This window comes from Phycisphaeraceae bacterium, from assembly GCA_019636655.1.
GTDB lineage: Bacteria > Planctomycetota > Phycisphaerae > Phycisphaerales > UBA1924 > JAHBXB01.
Window position 1 is genome coordinate 16,717 of the sequence record JAHBXB010000001.1, and the last position, 21,801, is coordinate 38,517.

Genomic DNA, 21,801 nt, shown 5'->3' on the forward strand with positions numbered 1-21,801 from the left:
GGGTGTTTGTCCCGCTGGATGCGAAGAGCGGGCTCCGGTTGCTCCCGTTCAGCAATCGAAGGCGCCGACGGTGCATGCCAGCGCCGTGACGATCGAGCCGCCAGCAGGAACCCCGAAGCCGCCGTTCGCATTTTCCGCCGAGGACGACGCGCTCCTTGACGAGGTGCAGCGGGGTGCGTGGCAGTACTTCTGGAACCACTGCTCGCCGAAGACGGGCATGGTGGTAGACCGCTCGAGCAAGCCGGTGGTTTCCGTAGCCGGAGTCGGATTCCAGCTCTCGGCGATACCCATCGCGGTCTCCCGGGGCTGGATCTCGCGAGAAGCCGGGCTCGAGCGGGCGAGGCTCATCCTGAACTCGCTTTCGAGCAACCCTGAGAACCGCAAGTTCGGGCTCTTCTTCCACTACCTCGGCGAGGACGCCGGGCCGACGCACGAGGGCTACGAGGTCGTGGTCTCGACGATCGACTCGGCGTTGCTGTTCAGCGGCATCATCACCGCATCCTCGTTCTTTGGCGATGACATCGCGGACCTTGCCGAGCCGCTGATCGCGGCCGCGGACTGGAAGGCGTTTGTCTCCGGCGACGAGGCCAAGCCGCACGAGCGCGGGTTCATCAGCCTTGGGTGGAAGCCAAGCGATCCGGGCCAGCCGACGGGCGATGGGTCGCTGTTGCCGTATTACTGGCTCGACAGCGGCGACGAGCACCGCCTGGTGACGTTCCTGGCGGTAGCAGCGGCTGATGAGGCAAGTCGGGCGAAGCCCGACCTGTACTACCGGTTGCGGCGGGGGCTCGGGCAGAACAATCCCGGCGAGCCGATGGTTTACTTCCCGTGGTCGGGGGCGCTCTTCACGGCGTTCTTCGCGCACTGCTGGATCAACTACGCGGCGATGGGACCTGACAATCCAGCAGCATTCAAAGTGGACAGCCGCGCTCGGGTGGACTGGTGGGAGAACAGCCGCCGGATTGCGATGATGCACCACGACAAGTGCGCGGCGAATCCTCGCTCGGTGCCCGGCCTGAGCGCCGTGGTATGGGGGCTGAGCGCTTCGGACTTCGCTGGCGGCTACCAGGTGCCGGGGCTCTTCCCCGCACCGATCACCATGGTGGATGCTGTTGGCGAGGTGGACTTTTCTCCGTTCGTTCCGGAGGACAACTACGGTGACGGCACGGTGGCGCCCTACGCCGCGGGATCCTGCGTGATGTTTGAGCCGGCGCTCGCCGTGGCGGCGCTCCGGCACTACCGGAGTCTCACGGATGCGAGTGGTGCTCCGCTGGTTTGGAGGGATCCAGCGAACGGTGGTTGCGGCTTCCTCGACGCGTTCAATCTTGGTGGATCAGGCTGGGTCGCGTCGGACTATGTCGCGATCGATCAGGGGCCGCTCCTGCTCGCGATCGAGAATGCACGGACCGGGCTCATCTGGCGGCTGTTTCACGCGCACCCGGCAGTGCAGCAAGCAATGAATCGGCTAGGACTTGCGCTCGACACCGGGGCCGAGCCGGCCAAGCCTGATCAAAATCCAAACAACAACATCGATCGACAAATCGGCGAGAAATCTCTTGACAGTGGCCGGTAGTCAGAGCATCGTGTAAGCGGTTTCATCGCCATGTGTAGCCGGACGCGCTCGCGACCGGATGGCCGCAGAGGTTGGACGTAAGGAGAAGAGATATGAACGCGACGTCTCGTGCATGTGTCGCGACCGCGGGAGCCCTGATGGCTGCCAGCGGCGCGATGGCCCAGATCAACACGATCAACAGTTTCCGCAACAACTTCAGGAACTTCAACGACTTTCCGAACAGCAACCTCGTCGCGTCATCGAACTACGGCGCCGGGACGGTGAGCATCAGCGAGAACAACTTCGGTCAGGGCAACACGCCGACGGCGTTCGCCAACCGGCACCGGGTGCTGTTCTCGAACAACGGCGGCGCCAACAACTACGCCCTTCAGAACAGCCAGAGCTTCGACCTCAGCTTTGACCTCAACCTGACCGCCACGGCCGTGCGGCTCGCCGAGGCCGGGTTCTACTCCGACACGTTTGTCGGCGGTGAGCCCCGGTACATCGCCAAGGCCGGCGACGCGGTATTTGCGTTCGACGCCTGGCTGCCCTTCGTCTTTGCCGGCGGCTACGTGAACGGCACGACGACCAACATGCGCTTCGCGTACAACGCCGGCGATGGCGCGGCCAACACGATCCCGGCGACTGTCACGGTGTACCGCGATGCGGTCAACCTTGGCACGTTCAACGCGGGGAACTTCGCGGCGCCGGACTTCCTCAACGGCTACGCGGATGGCTCGATCTTCGGCTTCTACGCCACATTCAGCCCAATCATCGACGCCAACGGCCTTGCGGATCCCAATGCCTCGGCTTCGTTGACGCTGTCGAACATCCAGCTCGTCCCGGCTCCCGGGGCCGCTGCGACCCTCGCCCTGGCTAGCCTGGTGGCCATCCGCCGCCGTCGGCGCTAACGCCCTGCGTTTCAAGTGAACCAAGAACGGGCCCGGCTGCACGCTGGGCCCGTCTTCTTTCCTGAGACGGGAGGGGGTGCTTGACAAGCACAGCCCGGCGCTGCATAGTAAATGTAATCGGTTTCATCTCTCCTTGTCATCATTTCGCGACCGCCGACCCATTGGATCCGTATCGTCGGTGTGCCGGCCCGCTGGATCGCCTCCATGACCTCAAATCCGTTCGGCCATTTCGATGCCGGGGGCCGTGCGTTTGTCATCACCGATCCGGGGACGCCTTCGCCCTGGGTGAACGTCATCTGCAACGGCCGATATGGCCTGGTCGTGAGCCAGAACGGCGGCGGCTTTTCTTGGCTCGACAACAGCCAGCTCAACGTGCTGACGCGCTGGGAGATGGACCTGGTTCGCGATCGGTGGGGGAAGTTCCTCTACCTCCGCGATCTGGAGACCGAGGACGTCTGGTCCGCCTCCCCCATGCCGTGCCGGGCGCGGTTCGATCGGTATTCTTGTACACACACGACCGGCGCGACGACGTTTCGAACCGAGTACGCCGGGATCAGCGCGACCTGGACGCTCACGGTGGCGCCGGATGACCCGGTAGAGATCTGGCGCGTCGAGTTGACCAATACGACCGCGCGCGAACGGCGGCTCAGGATCGCCTCGTTCTTCGAGTGGTGCTGCGGTGTCGCGCCGGATGCAAAGCGGGAGTTTCATCGGCTGTTCTTCACCACGCGGTATGACGCGGCTCGCCGGGCCGTGTTCGCGTCGAAGAACATGTGGGACGTCCCGGCTCGGGATGAGAAGGACCACTGGAACCGGCCGTGGCCGTATGTTGCGGCCCACGCCGTCGGCGGGCTCGCGTTCGAACGCGATGTCGCGATCTCGGACAAATCCGCGTTCCTGGGTCGGTACGGCGAGCAGGACTGCCCCGAGGCAATGGCCGCTGACCGGCCCCCGTCCCCCGCGGGCTTTGGCCGCTTCAACGACGCCTCGGTGTCGCTCGGCGGGGACTTCAGGATCGCCGCCGGCGGCACGGTCCGACTCCACTACCTCACGGCGTGCGCCGAGACCGACGCCGCGGTGCACGAACTGATCGACCGGTACAACACCGCGAGCGCCGTTGATGCGGCGGTCGGCGCGGCCGACGCGGCGTGGGCGAATCGCCTGGCTCCGACAAGTGTCCGCACCGAGATGCCCGATCTGGATCTCTTGAACAACCACTGGCTGCCATACCAGGCAATCAGCGGCCGGCTCTGGGCGAGGACCGGCTACTACCAGCAGTCGGGTGCGTTCGGCTTTCGCGACCAACTCCAGGACAGCCAGGTGTGGCTGCCGCTCGAGCCCGCGCGGTGCCGGGCGCAGATCCTGCAGCACTCGGCGCACCAGTTCGCGGACGGGAGTGTCTACCACTGGTGGCATCCGCTCACCGAGACCGGGCTGCGCACGATGTGCAGCGACGACTACCTGTGGCTCCCGTTCATCACGATCTCGTACCTCAAGGAGACCGGTGACTTCCAGATCCTCGACGAGCAGGCGCCGTTCGTGGATGTCAAGGCGCCGGCACCCTTGCTGGAGCATTGCCTCAGGGCATTCGCCCGGTGTTTTCAGCGTTTCAGCCCGCGCGGCCTGCCGCTGATCGGATCCTGCGACTGGAACGACGGACTCTCGGCGTGCGGAATCGAGGGCCGGGGCGAATCGGTGTGGCTGGCGCAGTTCCTGGCCGCGATGCTCGACGACTTTGCGGTCGTACTCGAACGCGCCGGGCGGGCGGTGCTGGCCAGGGAGTTCCGCGAACGCCGCGAACGGATCGCCCGCGCGGTCAATGAACACGCATGGAACGGGAGTTGGTACCGTCGGGCGACGCGGGATGATGGCCGGTGGGTCGGGGATGTCGACAGTTCGGAAGGGAAGATCTACCTCAACGCCCAGACGTGGGCCATCCTCTCCGGCGTGGCCCCGGCCGACCGTGCTGCGGCCGCCTGGCAGGCAGTACAGGAGCATCTGCTTGGCGACATGGGCCCGTTGCTGCTGGCCCCTGCGTACACCGTCCCTGATCGTGATGTCGGCTACATCACGCGGTACACGCCGGGCCTCCGGGAGAACGGAGGGGTGTACATGCATGCCGCAACGTGGGCCCTCATGGCCGCGTGCATGATGCGAGACACCAGCACGGCGGAGCGGATCTGGCGAGCGATCTCGCCGCCTCTCAGAGGCGAGGATGCGGAGGCGTATGTCGCCGAGCCCTACGTGACCCCGGGCAACGTGGACGGCCCGCTCTCGCAGACGCCGGGCAAGGCGGGATGGACGTGGTACACCGGCTCCGCCGCGTGGCTCAACCGGGTATGCCTGCAGCACCTGTTCGGAATCCGCCCGACGTGGGACGGGCTCGTTGTTGAGCCGGCGCCATTCCCGTCGATGGGACGGGTCGATGTCACCCGAACCTGGCGAGGGTGCCCGGTGCGGGTCAGATTCGATGCCAGAGAGTTCAAAGCGGGCGCTGCGGCCCGCCTTGTCGTCAATGGGAAGACGATTGACGGCCACACCGTGCCCGCCGAGACGGCCCGAGCGGGGATGCCGATCAGTATCGAGGTTTCGTGGGGCAACAACGCCGGCACAGCGGAGGCCGCCGCGGTCGCCGCGGGGAGAACCTATCGATGAAGACGCGCACCGGATCGGACGTGGGCCGCGGCTTTACGCTCATCGAACTGCTCGTCGTCATCAGCATCATTTCCCTGCTCATCAGCATGCTGCTGCCTTCGCTGGGCAAGGCCCGCAACGCGGCAAGAAACCTCAAGTGCAAGAACAACCAGCGGCAGATCGCGCTCGCGATACAGATGTACATGGATGACCAGAAGGATCCCCGGTTCCTCGACCTGTACCCCAGGTCGCCCGCGGCGAGGGACCACTGGAACGCGATCGTTCAGCTCGACGAATACCTGGGCGGATCGAACATGGTCGCCAACCGCACCGGCGTGTTCAACTGCCCTTCGGCGGGGCCCGGCACGAGCGTACGAGACCCCAATGTTCGCCAATACTTGCAGAACGGCGGGCGCATCTTCTGGCGAAACTACGACAACGACCTGTCGACCGGCGAGGACGGCTTCGAACTCATCACGGAGTACTGGTTCAACGACTCGCCCATCGGCAACTACCTCGGCGGCCGCCGGCAGCACGGCGTCTCCGGGCAGTTGCTCCGCGGCATCGAGCACCCGGAGGAGGTGGTCTGGCTGACCGACGCCTACGACGAGGTCCCTCGCCACGAAGGGAAGAACTTCTTCGTCTTCGGCGATCAGCGAATCGAGGAACTCACACCGCTGCGGGCGAGGTCGCCCCTCTCGCTCGACAAGTATGGGTCCCCGGGCCCCTACTACAACTGGGGCCACTACTACCCGTAGTCGTGGCTCGTATGTGCGGCCAGCCGATAGTCGCACGGAGACGCCGATGGACAGTTTTCGCGAGTTTCTGAAGAAGAACGCCTGGGCCGGGTGGGTGCTGGCGATGGTGTTCCTCGTCGCGAGCGTGATCCTCTACCGCAAACTCAGCGGCGCGAACGATCCGTACTCGGTCGAGCGGCTCTCGGAGACGGTGACACTCAAGGATTCGCAGACCGGAGAAGAATGGACGATGCCGCGTGGCGTCATGGAAACCCAGCTCCGTGAGCGCGGATTGAGTCTCGACGCGAAGGAGGGGCTTCCGAACCCAAAGACGGGCACGCTGACCGGGTTTCCCAAGAACAGTGAGTGGGAAGAGACGGTCACGCGGCTCAATCGCGAGACCCAAGAGTTGGTGAAATCCAGGCAGTTGCGGCCGCCGCAGCAATCCAGCACGCCGGCTACGCTGCCCGGGGGAAACTAGGCCCACAGCGAGGCAACGCCGTGCAAGACACTCCGGCTCGAGCCGTGTCCATGGCGCCGATGGTCATCACGCGTCGAGCAGCGATCGCCGCCCTTGCCGGCTCAGGTCTCGCCTTCGCAGCGTTCGGACCGCGCGGCGCCAAGGAGTCGGTCGCCGGCCGGACCGTCATCGACTACTGGGAGCATTGGACAGGGCACGAGGGCGCCGCGATGCGCACGGTCGTGGACCGGTTCAATGTCTCGCAGGATCGCATCTTTGTCCGCTATTTCTCGATGAACCTCATCGACCAGAAGGCAATGGTCGCGATCGCGGGCGGCGATCCTCCGGACGTCATCGGGCTCTGGAACTTCAATATCCCGGCGTACTCGGAGTCGAACGCGATCATGCCGCTCGACGACCTGGCCGATCGATTCGGCGTGCGCCGGGAGAACTACGCGCCGGCGATCTGGCCCCTGCTCACCCATGCCGGTCGGCTGTGGGGGGTTGTGAACACCTGCGGCTCGGTGGCGCTGTACTACAACCGGTCGCTGTTCCGTGAGGCCGGGCTCGATCCCGATCGTCCGCCTCGGACCATCGCCGAGCTCGACGCGTTCGCCGCGAGGCTGACGCGGGAGGGAAAGGGACGGATTGACCGGCTCGGTTTCCTTCACACCGAGCCGAACTGGTGGCGATGGCACTGGGGGTATTTCTTCGGGGGCTCGATCTACGACCCGATCACCGGGCAGGCGACCGCGGCGTCGGCCGACAATACAAGGGCGTTCGAGTGGATGCAGCAGCTGCCGTTGACTTACGGGGCGGATGCCATTGCCCAGTTCGAGTCTGGCCTCGGGAACTACTTCACGCCTCAGCACGCGTTCCTGACCGGCAAGGTCGCGATGACCAACCAGGGTCCATGGCTCGCCAACGTGATCAACCGCTTCAAGCCCGATCTTGACTACGCGGTCGCCCCGTTTCCGGTCGAGGAGCGACTCTATGACCCGTCGCGGCCGATCGGGCTCCTCGATTGCGATATCCTGGTCGTGCCCGCGGGCGCCAGGAACCCAGAGGCGTCGTTCGAGTTCATCGCCTTCACGCAGCAACAGGATCAAGTGGAGTTTCTCTCGACGGTGCACTGCAAGAACTCTCCCTTGGCGTCGGCCTCTGACCGGTTCATCCGGGAGCACCCGAACCGCTATGTGCGTGTCCACGACTCGATCGCGCAGAGTGATCGCGCCTTTCACTTTCCCAGGACGCGCGCATGGCCGCTCTACCGCTCCGAGTTTGATGCGGCCCAGCAGCGGATGTGGACGCTCCAGTCGGAGCCGGCAGACGAACTCCTGCTCCTGCAGGGGCGGGTGCAGTCGGAGCTGGACCGACTGGCGGATCGCCGCCGCGCCAGGGCTGGTCAGCGGCACGCCCGCTTCACAGGGCACCCCGGCGGACCGGCACGCGAGTTCGGGGCGTGAGAGCACCGCGGCCCACGGCAAGAGGGGAGCGGACCGAACCGGTGTGGACCGGCCTGCTCTGGATCAGCCCGTGGCTCATCGGGTTCGTTGGCCTGGTGATCTTCCCGCTTGCTCTCTCGCTGTACTACAGCCTCACCGACTACTCGGTGCTCGAGCCGCCGGTCTACCTGGGCGCCGACAACTACCGACACCTGCTGCACGATTCGCTGTTCTGGACGGCGCTGGGCAATAACGCCCTGTACGCCGCGGTCTTTATCCCCTTGTCCACCGCGATCGCGCTCGCCATCGCCTCGCTGCTGGCAAGGCCGATGCGGTGGGTGTCGTTTTTCCGCGCGGCGGTCTTTGTTCCCTCCCTGGTTCCGATCGTCGCTACCGCGATGATCTGGCTGTGGCTGTTCAACAGCGAGTACGGCCTGGTGAACCAGGCGCTCCGCGCCCTGCGACTGCCGGCCCCAAACTGGCTCAAGGACCCGAACTGGGCGATGATCTCGATCATCATCATCAGCCTGTGGCAGATCGGCCGGTCGGTCGTCGTCTACATCGCGGCGATGCGAGAGGTGCCGCGGCACCTCTACGAGGCCGCGCACATCGATGGGTTCGGTCGCTGGGGCCGCTTCTGGCACGTCACGCTCCCGATGATCTCCCCTTCCATCTTGTTCAACGTGGTGCTGGGCATCATCGATGCGTGGCAGGTCTTCGCGATCCCGTACATCATGACGGAGGGCGGGCCCGGCCGTGCAACGTACTTCTACACCCACTACCTCTATGACAACGCCTTCCGCTTCATGAACATGGGGTACGCCAGCGCCCTGGCGTGGGTGCAGCTCGTGCTCATCCTGGCGCTGACCGGGGTCGCGTTCCTGATCTCGCGCCGGCTTGTCCATTACAGCGCCGCATGATACGCCCCGACACCTCACCACCCTCCCCCCGTCGAGCGCCGCCGATTGCGTCGGGGATCGTGCTCTGTGTGCTGGCGGTGCTCTATGCCATGCCGCTGGTGTGGATGGTGTTCACATCGATCAAGCCCGAGGATCAGGCGATCTCCACCCCGCCGGTGCTGCTGCCGACTCCCGCCGCCGAAGCCCCCCGCTTCGCGTCGGAGAACTACTCGGCGGTCTGGAACGACCCCTCGGTCCGCTTTCCCCTCTACCTCCGCAACACCCTGATCATCGCCGCGCTGGCGGTCTCGGGGATGGTCGTTTCATCGGCGGTCGTGGCGTACGGGTTTGCGCGCGTCCGCTGGCGGTTCCGCGGCGTGATGTTCGCGCTGGTGCTGGCGACGCTCATGGTCCCGTTTCCGGTCGTCATGACGCCGCTGTATTCGATCTTCCGTTCGCTCGGGTGGATCGGGACGTTCAAGCCGCTGTGGGTCCCGGCGTGGTTCGCCTACGGCGGAGGCCTGAGCATCTTCCTGTTGCGGCAGTTCTACATGACCATCCCGCGTGAGCTTGACGAGGCCGCGCGGCTCGATGGATGCGGACACTTCGGCATCTTCTTCCGCATCATCCTTCCGCTGAGCAAGCCCGCGCTGGCCATGGTGGCGCTCTTCTACTTCAACTACGTCTGGAACGACTTCATCACACCGTACATTTTCCTGAACCACCAGGATCAGTTCACCCTGGCGCTCGGCCTGCAGCTCTATCAATCCCAGGCGGGCAACACGCCGTGGAACCTGCTCATGGCCGCGAGCACGCTCGTCGTGGCCCCGGTCCTGCTCCTGTTTTTTCTGACTCAAAGGACGTTTGTCCAGGGGGTGGCGGCGGAGGGGATCAAGGGCTGAACGGATTCCCCCCTGGGAACCGGCCCCGGGATTGCCCCGAATGCTCCAATACCCACCAAAAGGGTTGACACACCACCACATCATCGGCCATACTCGATGTAAGCGGTTACGGCCGCGTTTTATCGCACTTCCAGTCCCCACCCGGCGCACGGTTCAGTGGCGTTGGACCAACGAACGCAGAACACACGGAGATGCTTTATGAACAACACCATGCTCGCTTTCACGTGCGCGGCAGCGCTCGTTCCCGTGGCGGCCTTCGCCCAGCCAAATCTGGTCTTCAACCCCAGTTTCGAGGAGCCTGCAGCAAGCGCATTTGCCACCGGTTGGCAGACGTTCAACGCGGCCAACGTGTCGAGTGCCGCCGCCCGCACGGGCTTGCGTTCGATGGCCCTGCCCACCGACATCGACAACGCGTTCGTGGGTGCCACGACGAACGTGTTCAACCCTGAGACGCTCGGCTATTACGACCCGGCCATCCAGTTCCCAGGCGGCGATATCACCGTCAAGGGGTGGTACATGATCCCGACGGGCCAGGCGCTGCAGAACTGCAACTCGGGCCTGAAACTCGAGTTCCGCCGTGCGAACACATCGATCTTCGCGGCCTACGAATCGCTCAACATCAACCAGTCGACAAACGGCGTGTGGGTCCAGACAAGCATGACCGTCACCAACGCCCAACTCCAGGTGATCGCTGACGAGTTCCCGCCCGGTCCGGTGGCGGTCAGCGTTCTGCCGATCCGCTTCGGCGCCAACCCGAACAACCAGTCCGGGATCATCTACTGGGATGACCTTGAGGTCACACAAGGGAACCCCTGCCCGGCGGACCGTGACGGCAACGGGCTTGTCGAACCGACCGACATCGCTGTGTTCATCAACGACTGGTTTACCAGTATCAGCCAAGGCACCCTGGTCGGTGACTTTGACGGCAACGGCGTCGTCGAACCGGCTGACATCGCTGGCTTTATCTCGGCATGGTTCACCGCTGTGTCCACCGGTCATTGCCCGTGATCGTCCTCACTCCCGATCGCGTGCGAACGAGCGCCGAGGGCCGAGTGCCCTCGGCGCTCTTCTTGGTTGGGCTCCTCACGTTGATCCTTGGGGCAACAACCTCAAGCGCCGGGCCGGTGACGGCCGCGTGGCCGGTCGACGGCCCCGACGATACAACCGCCGTCGCCGCAGCCGGTGTGGCCGGCTGGTACGCCACCGCCGATTCCTACGAGGACAACGTCGAGATCAGGGATGTCCAAGCGACGCTGGTGCACACCGTCACCAAGGCCCAGATCGAAGCCTTGCTGCCGTGGATGTCGCTGAACGGCTCGCAGGACGGGCTCAGCGGGCTCGCCTGGTCCGATTCAGGACGCCAGCTCTTCATCCTCGTTCACGACGCCGCACCCGCTGGCGACGGGCAGCCCTCCGACGCGGTGCTCCGTTACGACGTTCCCTCCGGAGCACTGACGCTCTTCGCTCGGCTCGAACTCTTCGATTCGGACGCAGCGTGGCCCCACCTCGCGGCGGCTCACTTCAAGGGTCGTCTGTACGTCGGGTCGGGCCTGTCTCCAACGATTACCGTGATCAACGCCCCGTCCTCAGCCGCGACCGGTTCGGTGCTGTCGACGGTCTCGCTTCCCGCAGGGGCCGCGGTCCATGGCCTGACGATTGATCGCGACAACTCCGTGCTCTACGCCGCGAGCGACGCCGCGATCTATCGCTCCTCGGCCACAGCCTCACCGCTCTCGTTTTCGCTGGTGGGTTCATTGTCCGGTATCCGGTCGATGACGTTTGGCGATCACTATGGCGGCCCGATGAACCGCGGGCTGTTCGTGCTCCGCGACACGACTTCGCCAGCCGTGTCTCGCATCGACTTTGTGGCCGCCGCCCAGGCGGCTGGAACGCAGGCCTTCGCGCCAACTCTTTACGCGAGCACGACAGCGGTCTGGCACGCGCTCGCGGCGACCTCGGATGGGAAACTCCTCATCGGCGCGGACGAAGACGCCGTTGCCATGACCGACTCGTCCGATCTTCGTCTCGGCCTCGATGCGTTCCTGGCCGACGAATTCTCGCAGCACGTGGCGCTCGCCAAAGGATTAATCTCCCCAGACGGCGAGCCTCCGGGCTGGGTGATCGACGCCGATGTAGTCCCCTCAATCTCCCGGTTCCATCCGGCGACGCCTGACGCCGCGGCGTGGGCAGTCCTGATGCTGATCGCCGCGGATGTGGTCCAGGGTGACCCACAGGCCCGTCCGCTGGTTCGTACGATCCTGACGAGGTATGCCGGGCTGGCATCCGACGGCATCGCGCCCTCCCGCAGCGCCGATGGCATCTACCGCCACTGGATCGACCCCGCCACCGGCGGTGTCAAACCCGGGTGGGATCCGGAGTTCGCGACCCTGAGCACGATGAAGATCCTCGCCGCCGCCGCGAGGGCACAGTCCCGCTGGCCCGAGGACGCGGTGATCCGGCGGGCGGGGAACCGGATCGTCTTCGGCGTGGTGAACTGGGATGCCTACCTGAACCCGGTGACCGACGCGATGTCATTCAAGGGGTTGCCGGCCGGCGGCCCGGACTGGAGCTCGGCGTCAAAGCCGTTCTTCGAGGGGATTATCTTCGTCGAGCAAGCAGCCAGGTACGGCGGCGCGGTGGCGGGCACCTCGTACTCGCGATGGCTCGACCGCGGGAACTGGCCCACGGCGAGTTACCTCGTCGGCCATCCGATTACCTCCACGAGCCCAAACGCGTTCGGCGCGGCGTTCATCAGCCTGTATTCCCACCTGCTCCAGTCCGACTACCGCGCCGTGCCGGCGTGGCGCCAGCAGGTGCAGAACCTGCGGTGGTCGTCCGCGGCGTGGACCGACGACTTCGGGCCCAAGTTCTACACGGTCTTCTCGGCGGGGACGACGCGCTCGGACTGGGGTGGCTACAACGCCGACTCACTCGGATTCCACCCGGGTAACGTGACGACCTTCACCAGCCTGATTGCCACGGCCGCCGCGCCCGGCGCCCCGAACCCGGCCGCGGAGGCCGTTTCGGCGTACCACGCCTACCGCAAGGGCGGACGCCAGGCGTTCAAGAGCGGCGCCATCCTCCTGTACCGGCGCAGCGACGTCGATCGGACCTACACGCCCAACTCGGCCGGTCTCCCCGACGTGACGCTGGCCGGACTCGCGATCGGCGAGCTCCTTCATCCCGGGCTGATCGACGGCTCGTTGGCCATCCCATACCCGGCTGCACCGATCTGCGACGCCGACTGGAACGCCAACGGGACCATCGAGCCAGCGGACATCGCGGGCTTTGTGAACTCGTGGGTCCAATCACTTTCAACCGGATCACTCTCAGGCGACTTTGATGGGAACAGCACCGCCGAGCCCGCGGACATCGCGCAGTTCATCACTGCGTGGCTGTCCGCCCTCTCGGGAGGATGTTGACTCCCGCCGCAAACACTCAATACAGGGAACAAACAGCCCATGCAAAGAGGCTGTTGTTCACTGTCCCGATCGCGTCTTGCCCGCGGGAAGGGGCTCAGTACGTCCTTGGGTCAACCGCCGGCACGAGATAGGGGGTCATGGCCACGGTCTGGTCCGAGTGGTTCTCCACGGAGACTGACCGGGAGGCCGGCCGGCCGGCCGGCGCGCTGTCGCTGAACTCCGGGCTGGTCGGAGCGGACAGAGTCCCTCGCTGGCCTTGCGGAACCGTGCAGGCCGGCAGCAGGAGAAGCATGGGTACGAGGATGCGTGCGGAGCGCTTCATTCGGGATTCCTTTGGTTGGGCACCCGCTCAGGTGGCACGGCAGCGTGCCGTCGCTTGACACCTTCAGGACGTGCCGTCACGCCCTTAGAGTGCCGGTGCACGCCCGGCGTTACACGCCGGGGACAGAAGTGCGCAAACGCGGCGCGGCAACATAGGCTCCGCCGTCAGAGCCTTTGCCGCATGGAGGATCAATGACAGCACCCCCGTGGTCTCTCCGCCGCGTTCACACGCTTGATGAGCCGCAGATCGAACAGCTCGCCGACGTTCTGATCGACTGCGTCGATGGCGGCGCCTCGGTGAGCTTCATGCACCCGCTGTCGCGCAAACGTGCGACGGCCTTCTGGCGCCACGTGGCGAGCGGGGTTGAGGCGGGGAAGCGGGTGCTCCTGATCGCCGAGGACGCCGGCGGCGTGTGCGGCACCGTGCAACTCCTGCTCGATCAGCCCGAGAACCAGCCGCACCGCGCTGACCTGGCCAAGGCGCTGGTACACCGCCGCGCGCGCCGCCAGGGGTTGGGTGCCGCACTGATTGGGGCCGCGGAGGCCGCCGCGAGAGAGTGCGGCCGGACGCTGCTGGTGCTCGACGCGGTCACCGACGGCGACGCGGCCCGGATGTACGAACGGCTGGGCTGGCAGCGCGTGGGCGTCATCCCGGGATACGCCCTGATGCCCCGCGGCGAGGTCTGCAGCACGACGGTCTACTACAAGGTGGTCGGCGCGTAGCCGCCTACTTCCCCTTCGCTCGATCAAGCCGTCAGGCGGCCACGCGACGCCTTGGTAAGCCTCACGACACTCACCATGAGCCTGGTCAGCAGGAAGATGAGCGCGGCGACGCTGGCGATAAGCAGTGCCCACCGCACCACCGCGGCGGTTGGAACGGAGAGGCCGATGCCGGTGAACAGAAGGATGTAGCCGGCGACGCAGGCGGGGCATTTCGGCATGAGAGCGAGTGCGGTGAGAGGAAGCGCCCATTCCGCGAGCGTGGCGGTTCGGCGGAGCCATCGCAGCGGTGCGGTGCTTGATGAGCGAGCACGACGAGCAGAATAGGAAGGATCGTCGGCGGCGCAGCAGTGCATGTTGAGTCCTCAAGCGGATGAGGCCGGGGGCGGTGCGGCATTAGCGAGGCAGAGGACCGGTGATTCCGGGTTTCTCCGCCCACGGGTCTACGAAGTTGGTGTCGTCGTACCGGTCGTGGTGGCGGAGCCATCCCATGCCGTCTGTCTGCGCCTCATCGCGTCCCTTGGGGGTGATATCGAGATACCGGTACGCGGTGAGGAAGTCCTCCAGCCCCCTGGCGAAGGTGGAGTAGGTGTGATAGATCGTGCTGCGGGCCGCAGTCGCGTCTTTGACAAACACACTCAGACCCGGAAGCTCGCGGATCGGATAGGGCTTTCGGTTGAAGTTGTACACCGCTCGCTCCGACATCAGCTCCGGATCCGTGAACGAGACGCCAAAGTCGCGGCCGAAGTCGGTGTTCGCCGCGGATACCCAGGGGAACGTCCAGCCCATGCGGCCTCGAAACTGCTCGATGCTGTCGATCGGCGCCTTCGAAACCGTAACAAACGACACATCGCGATGGGCCAGATGCACGACGATGTTGTTGTAGTGGTCGGCGACGAACGAGCAGGACTTGCAGCCCTGGGACCATGTCGGGTCGTACATGAAGTGGTAGACGACCAACTGGCTGCGGGGGCCGAAGAGGTCTGCAAGCGATTGCTTGCCCCGAGCCGAATCGAACGTGTACGCCTTGTCGATCCTGACCCATGGAAGGCTGCGGACCTTGCGGCTCAAGGCGTCTCGCTGACGGGTGAGGGCTTTCTCTTCGCTGAGGAGCGAAAGACGCTCCTTGAGCCACTCGTCACGAGAAACGACACGGTGCCCCGTATCGGGGGCGGCGGGCGCATCGGTGGGTTTCATTGCTTGACTCCTTGTCCCGCCGCCCAGGGGCGCGCGGTATGCGTTCATTCCCAAAACTCAGCCCCGGCGTTGGGCCTGTCGTTCGGCGACCTGCTTGATGCGATTGATGCCGTGCTCCCAGCCCTGCGGCATCCCATCCCTGAGTTCCTGCGGGATAAAGCCCATGGCGCGATGAACGAGGGAAAGGCGGGTGCCGTTGCCCTCGGCCGTCAGACGGTACTGAACGTGGTTGACAGCGGGGTACGACATGGGCATCGGACCGTTGAGCTCCAGCAGCATCGGCGCCTTGATAACCTGCACATGACCCCAGAGATGGCCATACTTGTGTCCTCCGGACTCTCCGAGATCGCGGTACCACCGCCCCCCCGGCCACGGTTCAATCTTCATGGGGAAGGGCTTGCCATCGGGGAGTTGGCTCCCCGGCCCGAGTTCCTCGAGCAGCGCTTCAAACGCGATCTCGGGAGAGGCGGCGATGAGAATGTCCCTGCGGATGTCGAGGGACTGGACGGTCTCGTGATCTGTCATTGTCGCGGGGCTTGGCATGAACAACTCCTTGGTGCTTGAGGGCGAGAGTGGGGGATAGGCCTATTCCTGCTTGGACTCGCGTTGCTTCCGCTCCGCGAGCTCCTTGACGCGATGGAGCTGGTGCTCCCAGAACCGCTCGAACGTCTTGACCCAGTCATGCACGGGCCGAAGCTCCTCGCCATTGACGCTGTACACGCGGCGGCGTCCCTTCCGGACCACGCTGACAAGGCCGACCTCCCGCAGCACGCCCAGGTGCTTGGAAACCTGCGGCTGAGGCCAGCCCAAAGCCTCGACCAGCCACGAGACATCGCGATCGCCCCCGCCTCCAGCAAGCGCCCCGAGGATCTCTCGGCGCCTCGGTTCGGCGATCGCTGCGAAGGCATCGGTGGTGGTCGCGGCGCGGGCCATACCCAAATATATCACCATATGGGCATATGTCAAGCCCGACCAGTGACGTTTGTCGAATACGCTCGCCTATGAGCGAATCGCGCCCGACCGAATCGTGCGGCTGTGGTGCGGTCGTTCCGGTTGCCGACGTGCCAACGCACCCGTACATCGGAGCCACGTCCGGGTGCTGGAAGGTCTACGGCGATGTCCTTGGCCGGGAGTATGGGGACCTCCGCAACCCCGCATGGCATCGACTCACAGTCGACGCTTATGCCGTGCAGCATCCCGGCACGGAATCGCGGCGGGCCCGGCAGTCCGTCGCCATCCACCTGATCGCCCTGCACTGGGTCATCGATCAGGGACTCGAGCCCCGGTTTGTAACCCGTCGCATGGCCGCGGCGGTGAGCATTTCGTCTGAGTTTGTGTGGCTTGAGGCGCCCTCATTCGCGGGCACAGCGAACATCGTGGAAGTGGCCGCCGCCGTTTCACCGCGCGAGCACGAACAAGCCGTCCATCGCTGGGCACGATCGGTGTGGTCAGCCTGGGACAGGCATCACCCGACCATCCGTCAATGGGCGAGGCTCCTCGAGTAGCCTCCAGTCGAGCCCCGCGTGCTGTCCCCGATCTCTACTCCCAGGCGACGAGCAGCTCGGGATTGTCGACCCAGGCCACAAAGTAGGGATGCGCTGCGCCACGGCGGATCATGAGGATCGCAAACGGTCCGTCGCAGATCATCCGCTTGGGATCCCGCGGCATCGGTGCACTGGTAACAACGCCGATCGCCGCCTCGCTCTTGAGCACGGCCCCACGTTCGTCGAGGCGGAACCGGATGTTCTGCATCGCCTCGTCGATTACCCCGCGGGTCGAGGTGCCGACGATCTCCCTCCCGATCAACTCATGAAAACTGCGGGTGATGTCGAAGTTGAGGAGCGGGACGATCAACACGTCATCGCTGCCAAACTGGATCGGCCTCGCGCCGGGATCCCCGCCGCCGGCTCCCTCGGACACGAGCGATCCGACGATACATGCAGCCGTGTCGGCCAGCGTGCCGCCGGGTTCAAGGCGCGCGAGCACGAGCCGGTCGCCGGCGGAGGTGCTCTTGAGTTCGACGACCCAGTCGGTCGGTGAGTCGTAGCGGTGTACGATGATCTGGTCCGCGATCTTCGAGCGGTTCGGGAGATTACCGCCGCTCCAGAGCCCGAAGGAAGCGAGCCGTTTGTCATTGAAGACCAGGGGCACCGTGCGTCGCATGAACGGGTGAGCGAACGACAGGTTCTTGAAGAGATACGTGTACGCCAGGATGCGATCCGGTGGGATGCTCTCGGGGAGCATGCTCGGCGAGGCCGCTCCGCCGAACGTGTCGTTGAGTCGCGATCGGATTGCCCCGATGATGCCGTCGCGCCCGAACCCCGCCATGGCGACAAACGACGCCGAATCCAGGTCCGCGCGGCCCTGCGGAGCCCTGTTCAATAGCTCGACGATTGGGGGGTCGCCATCGACGTGGACCGGCGGTCCCATGACAGACACAAGCTCGTTCCATGCAAGCTGGAAGGTTGAGCACCAGAGCAGACTGGTGCCCGGCGCTTGAGGCTGGCTGAGCGTCGCCGCGACCACCGTGTGCTTGAGGTCCCCGTCGGCGTCCTTGGCAACGAGCGAGGGCCTGCCCAGAACGTCATCATGACTCCGGGGGGGATCGACCGAGCAGCCGATCGCGAGAACGGCCGCCGTGGCAACAACTGTGTGCATCACCCGGGTCGCGGCAGTTGTCATCATCATCGCTGGGCCCCTTCGCGCTTGGTCGACTCAGTCCCCCTGGTCGAGAACCGCCATGAACGCCTCCTGCGGGATCTCGACGCTGCCGATGGCCTTCATCCGCTTCTTGCCCTCTTTCTGCTTCTCGAGGAGCTTCCGCTTGCGGCTGACGTCCCCGCCGTAGCACTTGGCGGTGACGTTCTTCCGGAAGGCCTTGATGGTCTCGCGGGCGATGATCTTGCCGCCGATGGCGGCCTGCACGGGGATCTCGAACTGGTGGCGGGGGATCTGCTCGCGGAGCTTGGAGACCAGGAGCCTGCCGCGGCGCTCGGCGTGATCGCGGTGGACGATGACCGAGAGCGCCTCCACGGGCTCACCGTTGACAAGGATGTCGAGCTTGACGAGGGTGTCCGAGCGGTAGCCGCCGTTCTCCGAGACCAGCTCGTAGTCCATGGTGCCGTAGCCGCTGGTGATGCTCTTGAGCTTGTCGTAGAAGTCGTAGATGATCTCCGCGAGGGGGATCTCGAACGAGAGCATGTCCCGGGCGTCGGAAACAAACGTCTGGTGCTTGTAGACCCCCCGGCGCTCCAGGCACAGCTTCATGATGTCGCCGATGTAGTGCTTGGGCAGGATGATGTCGACGCGGCAGATCGGCTCGCGGATCTCGTCGATGAGCCCCGGATCGGGCAGGTCGGCGGGGTTGTGAACCTCCAGGAGCAGCCGGCCTTCCTTTAGGGTGGAGCCCGGCGTGCCTCCCTCCTCGAGAACGCGGATGTCCGAGGTGGCCCGCTTGCCGGACTTGAGTGTCGCCACGGTCGTGCGGGCGACGACGCGGTAGGAGACCGTGGGCGCGGTCTGCACGATCTCGACACCCCCCTCGCGCTCCAGCCGTTCCTGGACGATGTCCATGTGGAGCAGCCCGAGAAACCCGCAGCGGAACCCGAAGCCCAGAGCATCCGAGTGCACCGGCATGAACGTGAAACTCGAGTCGTTGAGCGACAGCTTCTCCATCGCCTCGCGGAGCTGCTCGAAGTCGTTGCCCTTCTGGTCCTCGGTGGTGGCGGGATAGAAGTCGCAGAAGACCATCTGCATCGGGGGCTTGTAGCCCGGGAGCGCCTCGCCGGCCGGGTCGTGCTCCAGCGTGATGGTGTCGCCGATCCGCACATCTTTCAGCGAGCGGATGGCCGCGACGACGTACCCGGTCTCGCCCGGAGATAGGGTCTGCACGCGGACCGGCTTGGGTGTGTACTTGCCGAGCTCAGTGATCTGGAACGTGCGGCCGGTCCCCATCATCCGGATCTTGTCGCCGACCTTGATGGCCCCGCCCTCCCCGTGCGTCCCTCCGTCGAAGACACGCACGTACACGATGACGCCGCGGTAGTCGTCGTACACCGCATCGAAGATCAGCCCACGCGTCTGGGTGACGACGGGCTTGCGCGGCGGGGGAAACTTCTCGCACACCGCGGCGAGCAGTTGAGCAATGCCGACGCCCGTCTTGGCGGACACGTAGATGCAGTCCTCCGCCGCGATTCCGAGCACCTGCTCGATCTCCATCGCCACCTCCTCGGGACGGGCGGAGGGGAGATCGATCTTGTTCACAACCGGGACGATCTTCAGATCTTCGTTGATCGCGAGGTAGGCGTTGACCACCGTCTGGGCCTGGACCCCCTGGGTGGCGTCGACGACCAGGATCGCCCCCTCGCAGGCCTTCAGGGCCCGCGAGACCTCGTAGTTGAAGTCCACGTGCCCCGGCGTATCGATGAAGTTGAGCATAAACAGCTCGCCCGCGGCGGCCGGGCCGGCCTCGTCCTCGCCGGCTGAGTCGCCGCCGGGGGCGGTGTCGGACCGGAGCTGGTCGCTCGTATCGCCGGGGGCGTGCCGGTGGAAGACCGTGACGGCCGAAGCCTTGATCGTGATGCCCCGCTCACGCTCGATGTCCATGGAATCGAGGATCTGCTCCTTCGCTTCTCGTGCTGAGACGGCATTGGTCGCTTGGAGGAGCCTGTCGGCCAGCGTGGACTTGCCGTGGTCGATGTGCGCGATGATGGAGAAGTTACGGATCTGCATGGGGGTGGAACCGGGGCCTCGGGAATGGGACAGTCGACAGGACGCGGGGGGGCCGGGGATGGTACGCGAGCGTGGGTCAGCCGCCGGCAAACGGAGCGGATTCCCGATGCGGCTCCCGTCGGAGTATCGTGGGGCATGCGAAGAGCAGTGTTCCTGGACCGGGACGACACGTTGATCGCCACCCGGGAGGCCACCGCGGCGAGTACCCACCCGGGCGACCTCATCGATCCGGCTCTGGTTCGGCTGCTGCCGGGGGTCGCGGCGGGGTGTGAAAGGCTGCGAGAAGCCGGTCTGCTGCTCATCGTCATCAGCAACCAAGGGCTGGTCGCACGCGGCGTCGGGACCGTCGCAGAGGTCGATGCGGTCAATCGGCGAGTCAGGGAGTTGATCGAGCAGGGGGGGGGTCGGATCGATGCCACCTATTACTGTCCCTACCACCCAAAGGGGATCGTCCGCCCGTGGAACGTCGAGCATCCCTGGCGAAAGCCCGCGCCGGGCATGCTGCTCGAAGCGGCCGGCGATCTCGGCCTCGCAATCCCGCAGTGCTGGCTGATCGGCGACTCCCCCCGCGATCGGGAAGCGGGCGTGGCCGCGGGGATGCCCGTGGAGCGAACGGTGCTGGTTGGAGAATCAGAGCGGTTCCGGTCCTTCGGTGAGGCGGCCGAGTGGGTCGCGTCGCAGGCGACCAGGGAGACGGAACCGGCCTGACCGCGGGCTGCGCTGGAGGATTGGATGGAGAGGCCGCTGAGATTGTTGGTCGTGCTTCCGTCGTGGGTCGGGGATGCCGTGATGGCGACCCCGGCGCTCCGGCTGCTGCGCGACTCGCTCAAGGGGAGTTTCATCGGCGCGCTGGCCCGGCCTGGCATCGACGACGTGCTCGCGGGCACAGGGTTGTTTGACCAGGTACACGTCGAACGGGCGAGGGGGGTCATGGGGCCGAAGAACGTCGCCGCGAAGATCCGCCCGATGCGGTACGGCGCGGCCTTGCTGCTCACCAACTCCTTCTCGACCGCCCTGATCACCCGCTTGGCGTTCATCCCGCGCCGGATCGGGTACGACCGGGACGCCCGCGGGTTGCTGCTGACCGAGCGGCTGCAGCCGGCCAGGCGCCAGGCGCCGCACCACGGCTTCGCGCCGGTCCCCGCGGTCGAGTACTACCTGCGGGCGGCCCGAGCGGTGGTGGGGGGCGAGGCCGCCGCGGGCCGGCCACTCCAGCTGGAACTCGCGACTTCTGCGGCCGACGAGGCGATGGCGGACGAGATGCTCCGAAGGGCAACGCCGCCGTTGCACACAGGTCCGCGCCCGCTTGCCGTGCTGAATCCGGGTGCCAACAACGAGGCGAAGCGCTGGCCGGGAGAGCGGTTCGCACGAATCGGATCCCGCCTTGCGACAGAACACGGCATGAACGTCGTCGTGACCGGGGCGCCGGCCGAAGCGGAGCTCTGCGAAGAGATCGCCGCGGAGTCACGTCGGCACGCCACCGATGCGGCCCCGATCGCGTCGCTCGCGGCTTTCGGCGGAACACTCGGAGCGCTCAAGGCGGTTGTCCGCCGCTGCGCGATCATGGTGACCAACGACACCGGGCCGCGTCACATCGCGGCGGCGTTCGGGGTGCCGCGGGTCGTCCTGTTCGGGCCGACCGACCGGCGCTGGACAACGCTCCCCCACGATGATCGGGCGGAGGAACGCGAGATCCTGGCGGACCCAACGCTGCCCGACTCAGAGGTCGCCGACGATCATCCCGAGCGGTGTCGAATCGATCGGATCGAGTTCGGTCGCGTCGCAGAGGAGGTGGACTGTCTCCTCGCGGGTGTGCGAAGGCCGGATGCACCGATCGGATAGATCCGGTACCATGGCCGGCGGGCGAGGA

Annotated in this window: 21 protein-coding genes; 14 read left to right on the forward strand and 7 right to left on the reverse strand. The window is 65.6% G+C overall.

All coding sequences use genetic code 11. The features are described 5' to 3' along the window. Positions 1-70 precede the first annotated feature (70 nt). The 10 genes from KF745_00065 to KF745_00110 all read left to right on the forward strand — a co-directional run bounded on the left by KF745_00065 (position 71) and on the right by KF745_00110 (position 12,962). Positions 71-1,573 carry a DUF3131 domain-containing protein gene (locus tag KF745_00065; protein MBX3356799.1) on the forward strand — a complete coding sequence of 501 codons (1,503 nt, stop codon included), beginning with the start codon at positions 71-73 and terminating at the stop codon, positions 1,571-1,573. A gap of 137 nt (positions 1,574-1,710) precedes the next feature. Continuing rightward, positions 1,711-2,463, forward strand: coding sequence for a hypothetical protein (locus tag KF745_00070; GenBank protein MBX3356800.1), 753 nt, complete (start codon positions 1,711-1,713; stop codon positions 2,461-2,463). A 204-nt stretch (positions 2,464-2,667) separates the two neighbouring features. Continuing rightward, positions 2,668-5,118 carry a hypothetical protein gene (locus tag KF745_00075; GenBank protein MBX3356801.1) on the forward strand — a complete coding sequence of 817 codons (2,451 nt, stop codon included), beginning with the start codon at positions 2,668-2,670 and terminating at the stop codon, positions 5,116-5,118. Further along, the gene (locus KF745_00080; protein ID MBX3356802.1) at positions 5,115-5,855 is read left to right on the forward strand and encodes a type II secretion system protein; all 741 of its coding nucleotides are present in this window, start codon (positions 5,115-5,117) and stop codon (positions 5,853-5,855) included. Before KF745_00075 ends, KF745_00080 begins: the two co-directional genes overlap by 4 nt. A gap of 46 nt (positions 5,856-5,901) precedes the next feature. Beyond that, complete coding sequence (locus KF745_00085; protein MBX3356803.1) at positions 5,902-6,315, forward strand: hypothetical protein; 414 nt, start codon at positions 5,902-5,904, stop codon at positions 6,313-6,315. 44 nt (positions 6,316-6,359) lie between these two features. Beyond that, positions 6,360-7,760 (forward strand): ABC transporter substrate-binding protein, encoded by a 1,401-nt coding sequence (locus tag KF745_00090; GenBank protein MBX3356804.1) that lies wholly within the window; start codon positions 6,360-6,362, stop codon positions 7,758-7,760. Beyond that, positions 7,757-8,659, forward strand: coding sequence for a sugar ABC transporter permease (locus KF745_00095; protein MBX3356805.1), 903 nt, complete (start codon positions 7,757-7,759; stop codon positions 8,657-8,659). Before KF745_00090 ends, KF745_00095 begins: the two co-directional genes overlap by 4 nt. After that, positions 8,656-9,540, forward strand: coding sequence for a carbohydrate ABC transporter permease (locus KF745_00100; GenBank protein MBX3356806.1), 885 nt, complete (start codon positions 8,656-8,658; stop codon positions 9,538-9,540). Before KF745_00095 ends, KF745_00100 begins: the two co-directional genes overlap by 4 nt. A gap of 198 nt (positions 9,541-9,738) precedes the next feature. Then, positions 9,739-10,548, forward strand: a complete 810-nt coding sequence (locus tag KF745_00105) for a hypothetical protein (GenBank protein ID MBX3356807.1) — start codon at positions 9,739-9,741, stop codon at positions 10,546-10,548. Beyond that, complete coding sequence (locus tag KF745_00110) at positions 10,545-12,962, forward strand: hypothetical protein (GenBank protein ID MBX3356808.1); 2,418 nt, start codon at positions 10,545-10,547, stop codon at positions 12,960-12,962. Before KF745_00105 ends, KF745_00110 begins: the two co-directional genes overlap by 4 nt. A 94-nt stretch (positions 12,963-13,056) precedes the next feature. Here KF745_00110 and KF745_00115 read toward each other — a convergent pair whose 3' ends face one another. Continuing rightward, positions 13,057-13,284 carry a hypothetical protein gene (locus tag KF745_00115; GenBank protein ID MBX3356809.1) on the reverse strand — a complete coding sequence of 76 codons (228 nt, stop codon included), beginning with the start codon at positions 13,282-13,284 and terminating at the stop codon, positions 13,057-13,059. A gap of 191 nt (positions 13,285-13,475) precedes the next feature. On the opposite strand from KF745_00115, the gene KF745_00120 reads away from it, so the two are divergent. Next, entirely contained in the window at positions 13,476-14,006 is a 531-nt protein-coding gene (locus tag KF745_00120; protein ID MBX3356810.1) for a GNAT family N-acetyltransferase, read from the forward strand. Positions 14,007-14,029: 23 nt separating this feature from the next. Here KF745_00120 and KF745_00125 read toward each other — a convergent pair whose 3' ends face one another. The 4 genes from KF745_00125 to KF745_00140 all read right to left on the reverse strand — a co-directional run bounded on the left by KF745_00125 (position 14,030) and on the right by KF745_00140 (position 16,133). Beyond that, positions 14,030-14,224: a hypothetical protein gene (locus KF745_00125; GenBank protein MBX3356811.1), complete on the reverse strand. Its 195-nt coding sequence runs from the start codon at positions 14,222-14,224 to the stop codon at positions 14,030-14,032. Between the two features lie 175 nt (positions 14,225-14,399). Next, the gene (locus tag KF745_00130) at positions 14,400-15,200 is read right to left on the reverse strand and encodes a DUF899 domain-containing protein (protein MBX3356812.1); all 801 of its coding nucleotides are present in this window, start codon (positions 15,198-15,200) and stop codon (positions 14,400-14,402) included. Between the two features lie 57 nt (positions 15,201-15,257). Then, complete coding sequence (locus KF745_00135) at positions 15,258-15,743, reverse strand: SRPBCC domain-containing protein (GenBank protein ID MBX3356813.1); 486 nt, start codon at positions 15,741-15,743, stop codon at positions 15,258-15,260. A 42-nt stretch (positions 15,744-15,785) separates the two neighbouring features. Then, complete coding sequence (locus KF745_00140; protein ID MBX3356814.1) at positions 15,786-16,133, reverse strand: helix-turn-helix transcriptional regulator; 348 nt, start codon at positions 16,131-16,133, stop codon at positions 15,786-15,788. 68 nt (positions 16,134-16,201) lie between these two features. On the opposite strand from KF745_00140, the gene KF745_00145 reads away from it, so the two are divergent. Further along, positions 16,202-16,705 (forward strand): hypothetical protein, encoded by a 504-nt coding sequence (locus tag KF745_00145; protein ID MBX3356815.1) that lies wholly within the window; start codon positions 16,202-16,204, stop codon positions 16,703-16,705. A gap of 34 nt (positions 16,706-16,739) precedes the next feature. Here the strand turns inward: KF745_00145 and KF745_00150 are convergent, their stop codons facing one another. Both KF745_00150 and KF745_00155 read right to left on the reverse strand, forming a co-directional pair. Beyond that, positions 16,740-17,888, reverse strand: a complete 1,149-nt coding sequence (locus tag KF745_00150; GenBank protein MBX3356816.1) for a hypothetical protein — start codon at positions 17,886-17,888, stop codon at positions 16,740-16,742. A 27-nt stretch (positions 17,889-17,915) separates the two neighbouring features. Beyond that, the gene (locus KF745_00155; protein MBX3356817.1) at positions 17,916-19,931 is read right to left on the reverse strand and encodes an elongation factor 4; all 2,016 of its coding nucleotides are present in this window, start codon (positions 19,929-19,931) and stop codon (positions 17,916-17,918) included. A 135-nt stretch (positions 19,932-20,066) separates the two neighbouring features. Between KF745_00155 and KF745_00160 the strand changes: the two genes are divergently transcribed. Both KF745_00160 and KF745_00165 read left to right on the forward strand, forming a co-directional pair. Then, positions 20,067-20,639, forward strand: a complete 573-nt coding sequence (locus KF745_00160) for an HAD-IIIA family hydrolase (GenBank protein ID MBX3356818.1) — start codon at positions 20,067-20,069, stop codon at positions 20,637-20,639. 24 nt (positions 20,640-20,663) lie between these two features. After that, positions 20,664-21,773, forward strand: coding sequence for a glycosyltransferase family 9 protein (locus KF745_00165; protein ID MBX3356819.1), 1,110 nt, complete (start codon positions 20,664-20,666; stop codon positions 21,771-21,773). The last annotated feature ends 28 nt before the right edge of the window (positions 21,774-21,801 follow it).

What these genes read in the sequence shown, in the direction of transcription:
- KF745_00070 (MBX3356800.1), top strand. Translation starts at nt 1,711, where the DNA reads ATGGCTGCCAGCGGCGCGATGGCCCAGATCAACACGATCAACAGTTTC.
- KF745_00075 (MBX3356801.1), top strand. Translation starts at nt 2,668, where the DNA reads ATGACCTCAAATCCGTTCGGCCATTTCGATGCCGGGGGCCGTGCGTTT.
- KF745_00080 (MBX3356802.1), top strand. Translation starts at nt 5,115, where the DNA reads ATGAAGACGCGCACCGGATCGGACGTGGGCCGCGGCTTTACGCTCATC.
- KF745_00085 (MBX3356803.1), top strand. Translation starts at nt 5,902, where the DNA reads ATGGACAGTTTTCGCGAGTTTCTGAAGAAGAACGCCTGGGCCGGGTGG.
- KF745_00100 (MBX3356806.1), top strand. Translation starts at nt 8,656, where the DNA reads ATGATACGCCCCGACACCTCACCACCCTCCCCCCGTCGAGCGCCGCCG.
- KF745_00105 (MBX3356807.1), top strand. Translation starts at nt 9,739, where the DNA reads ATGAACAACACCATGCTCGCTTTCACGTGCGCGGCAGCGCTCGTTCCC.
- KF745_00115 (MBX3356809.1), bottom strand. Translation starts at nt 13,284, where the DNA reads ATGAAGCGCTCCGCACGCATCCTCGTACCCATGCTTCTCCTGCTGCCG.
- KF745_00120 (MBX3356810.1), top strand. Translation starts at nt 13,476, where the DNA reads ATGACAGCACCCCCGTGGTCTCTCCGCCGCGTTCACACGCTTGATGAG.
- KF745_00125 (MBX3356811.1), bottom strand. Translation starts at nt 14,224, where the DNA reads ATGCCGAAATGCCCCGCCTGCGTCGCCGGCTACATCCTTCTGTTCACC.
- KF745_00130 (MBX3356812.1), bottom strand. Translation starts at nt 15,200, where the DNA reads ATGAAACCCACCGATGCGCCCGCCGCCCCCGATACGGGGCACCGTGTC.
- KF745_00135 (MBX3356813.1), bottom strand. Translation starts at nt 15,743, where the DNA reads ATGCCAAGCCCCGCGACAATGACAGATCACGAGACCGTCCAGTCCCTC.
- KF745_00140 (MBX3356814.1), bottom strand. Translation starts at nt 16,133, where the DNA reads ATGGCCCGCGCCGCGACCACCACCGATGCCTTCGCAGCGATCGCCGAA.
- KF745_00145 (MBX3356815.1), top strand. Translation starts at nt 16,202, where the DNA reads ATGAGCGAATCGCGCCCGACCGAATCGTGCGGCTGTGGTGCGGTCGTT.
- KF745_00150 (MBX3356816.1), bottom strand. Translation starts at nt 17,888, where the DNA reads ATGATGATGACAACTGCCGCGACCCGGGTGATGCACACAGTTGTTGCC.
- KF745_00155 (MBX3356817.1), bottom strand. Translation starts at nt 19,931, where the DNA reads ATGCAGATCCGTAACTTCTCCATCATCGCGCACATCGACCACGGCAAG.
- KF745_00160 (MBX3356818.1), top strand. Translation starts at nt 20,067, where the DNA reads ATGCGAAGAGCAGTGTTCCTGGACCGGGACGACACGTTGATCGCCACC.
- KF745_00165 (MBX3356819.1), top strand. Translation starts at nt 20,664, where the DNA reads ATGGAGAGGCCGCTGAGATTGTTGGTCGTGCTTCCGTCGTGGGTCGGG.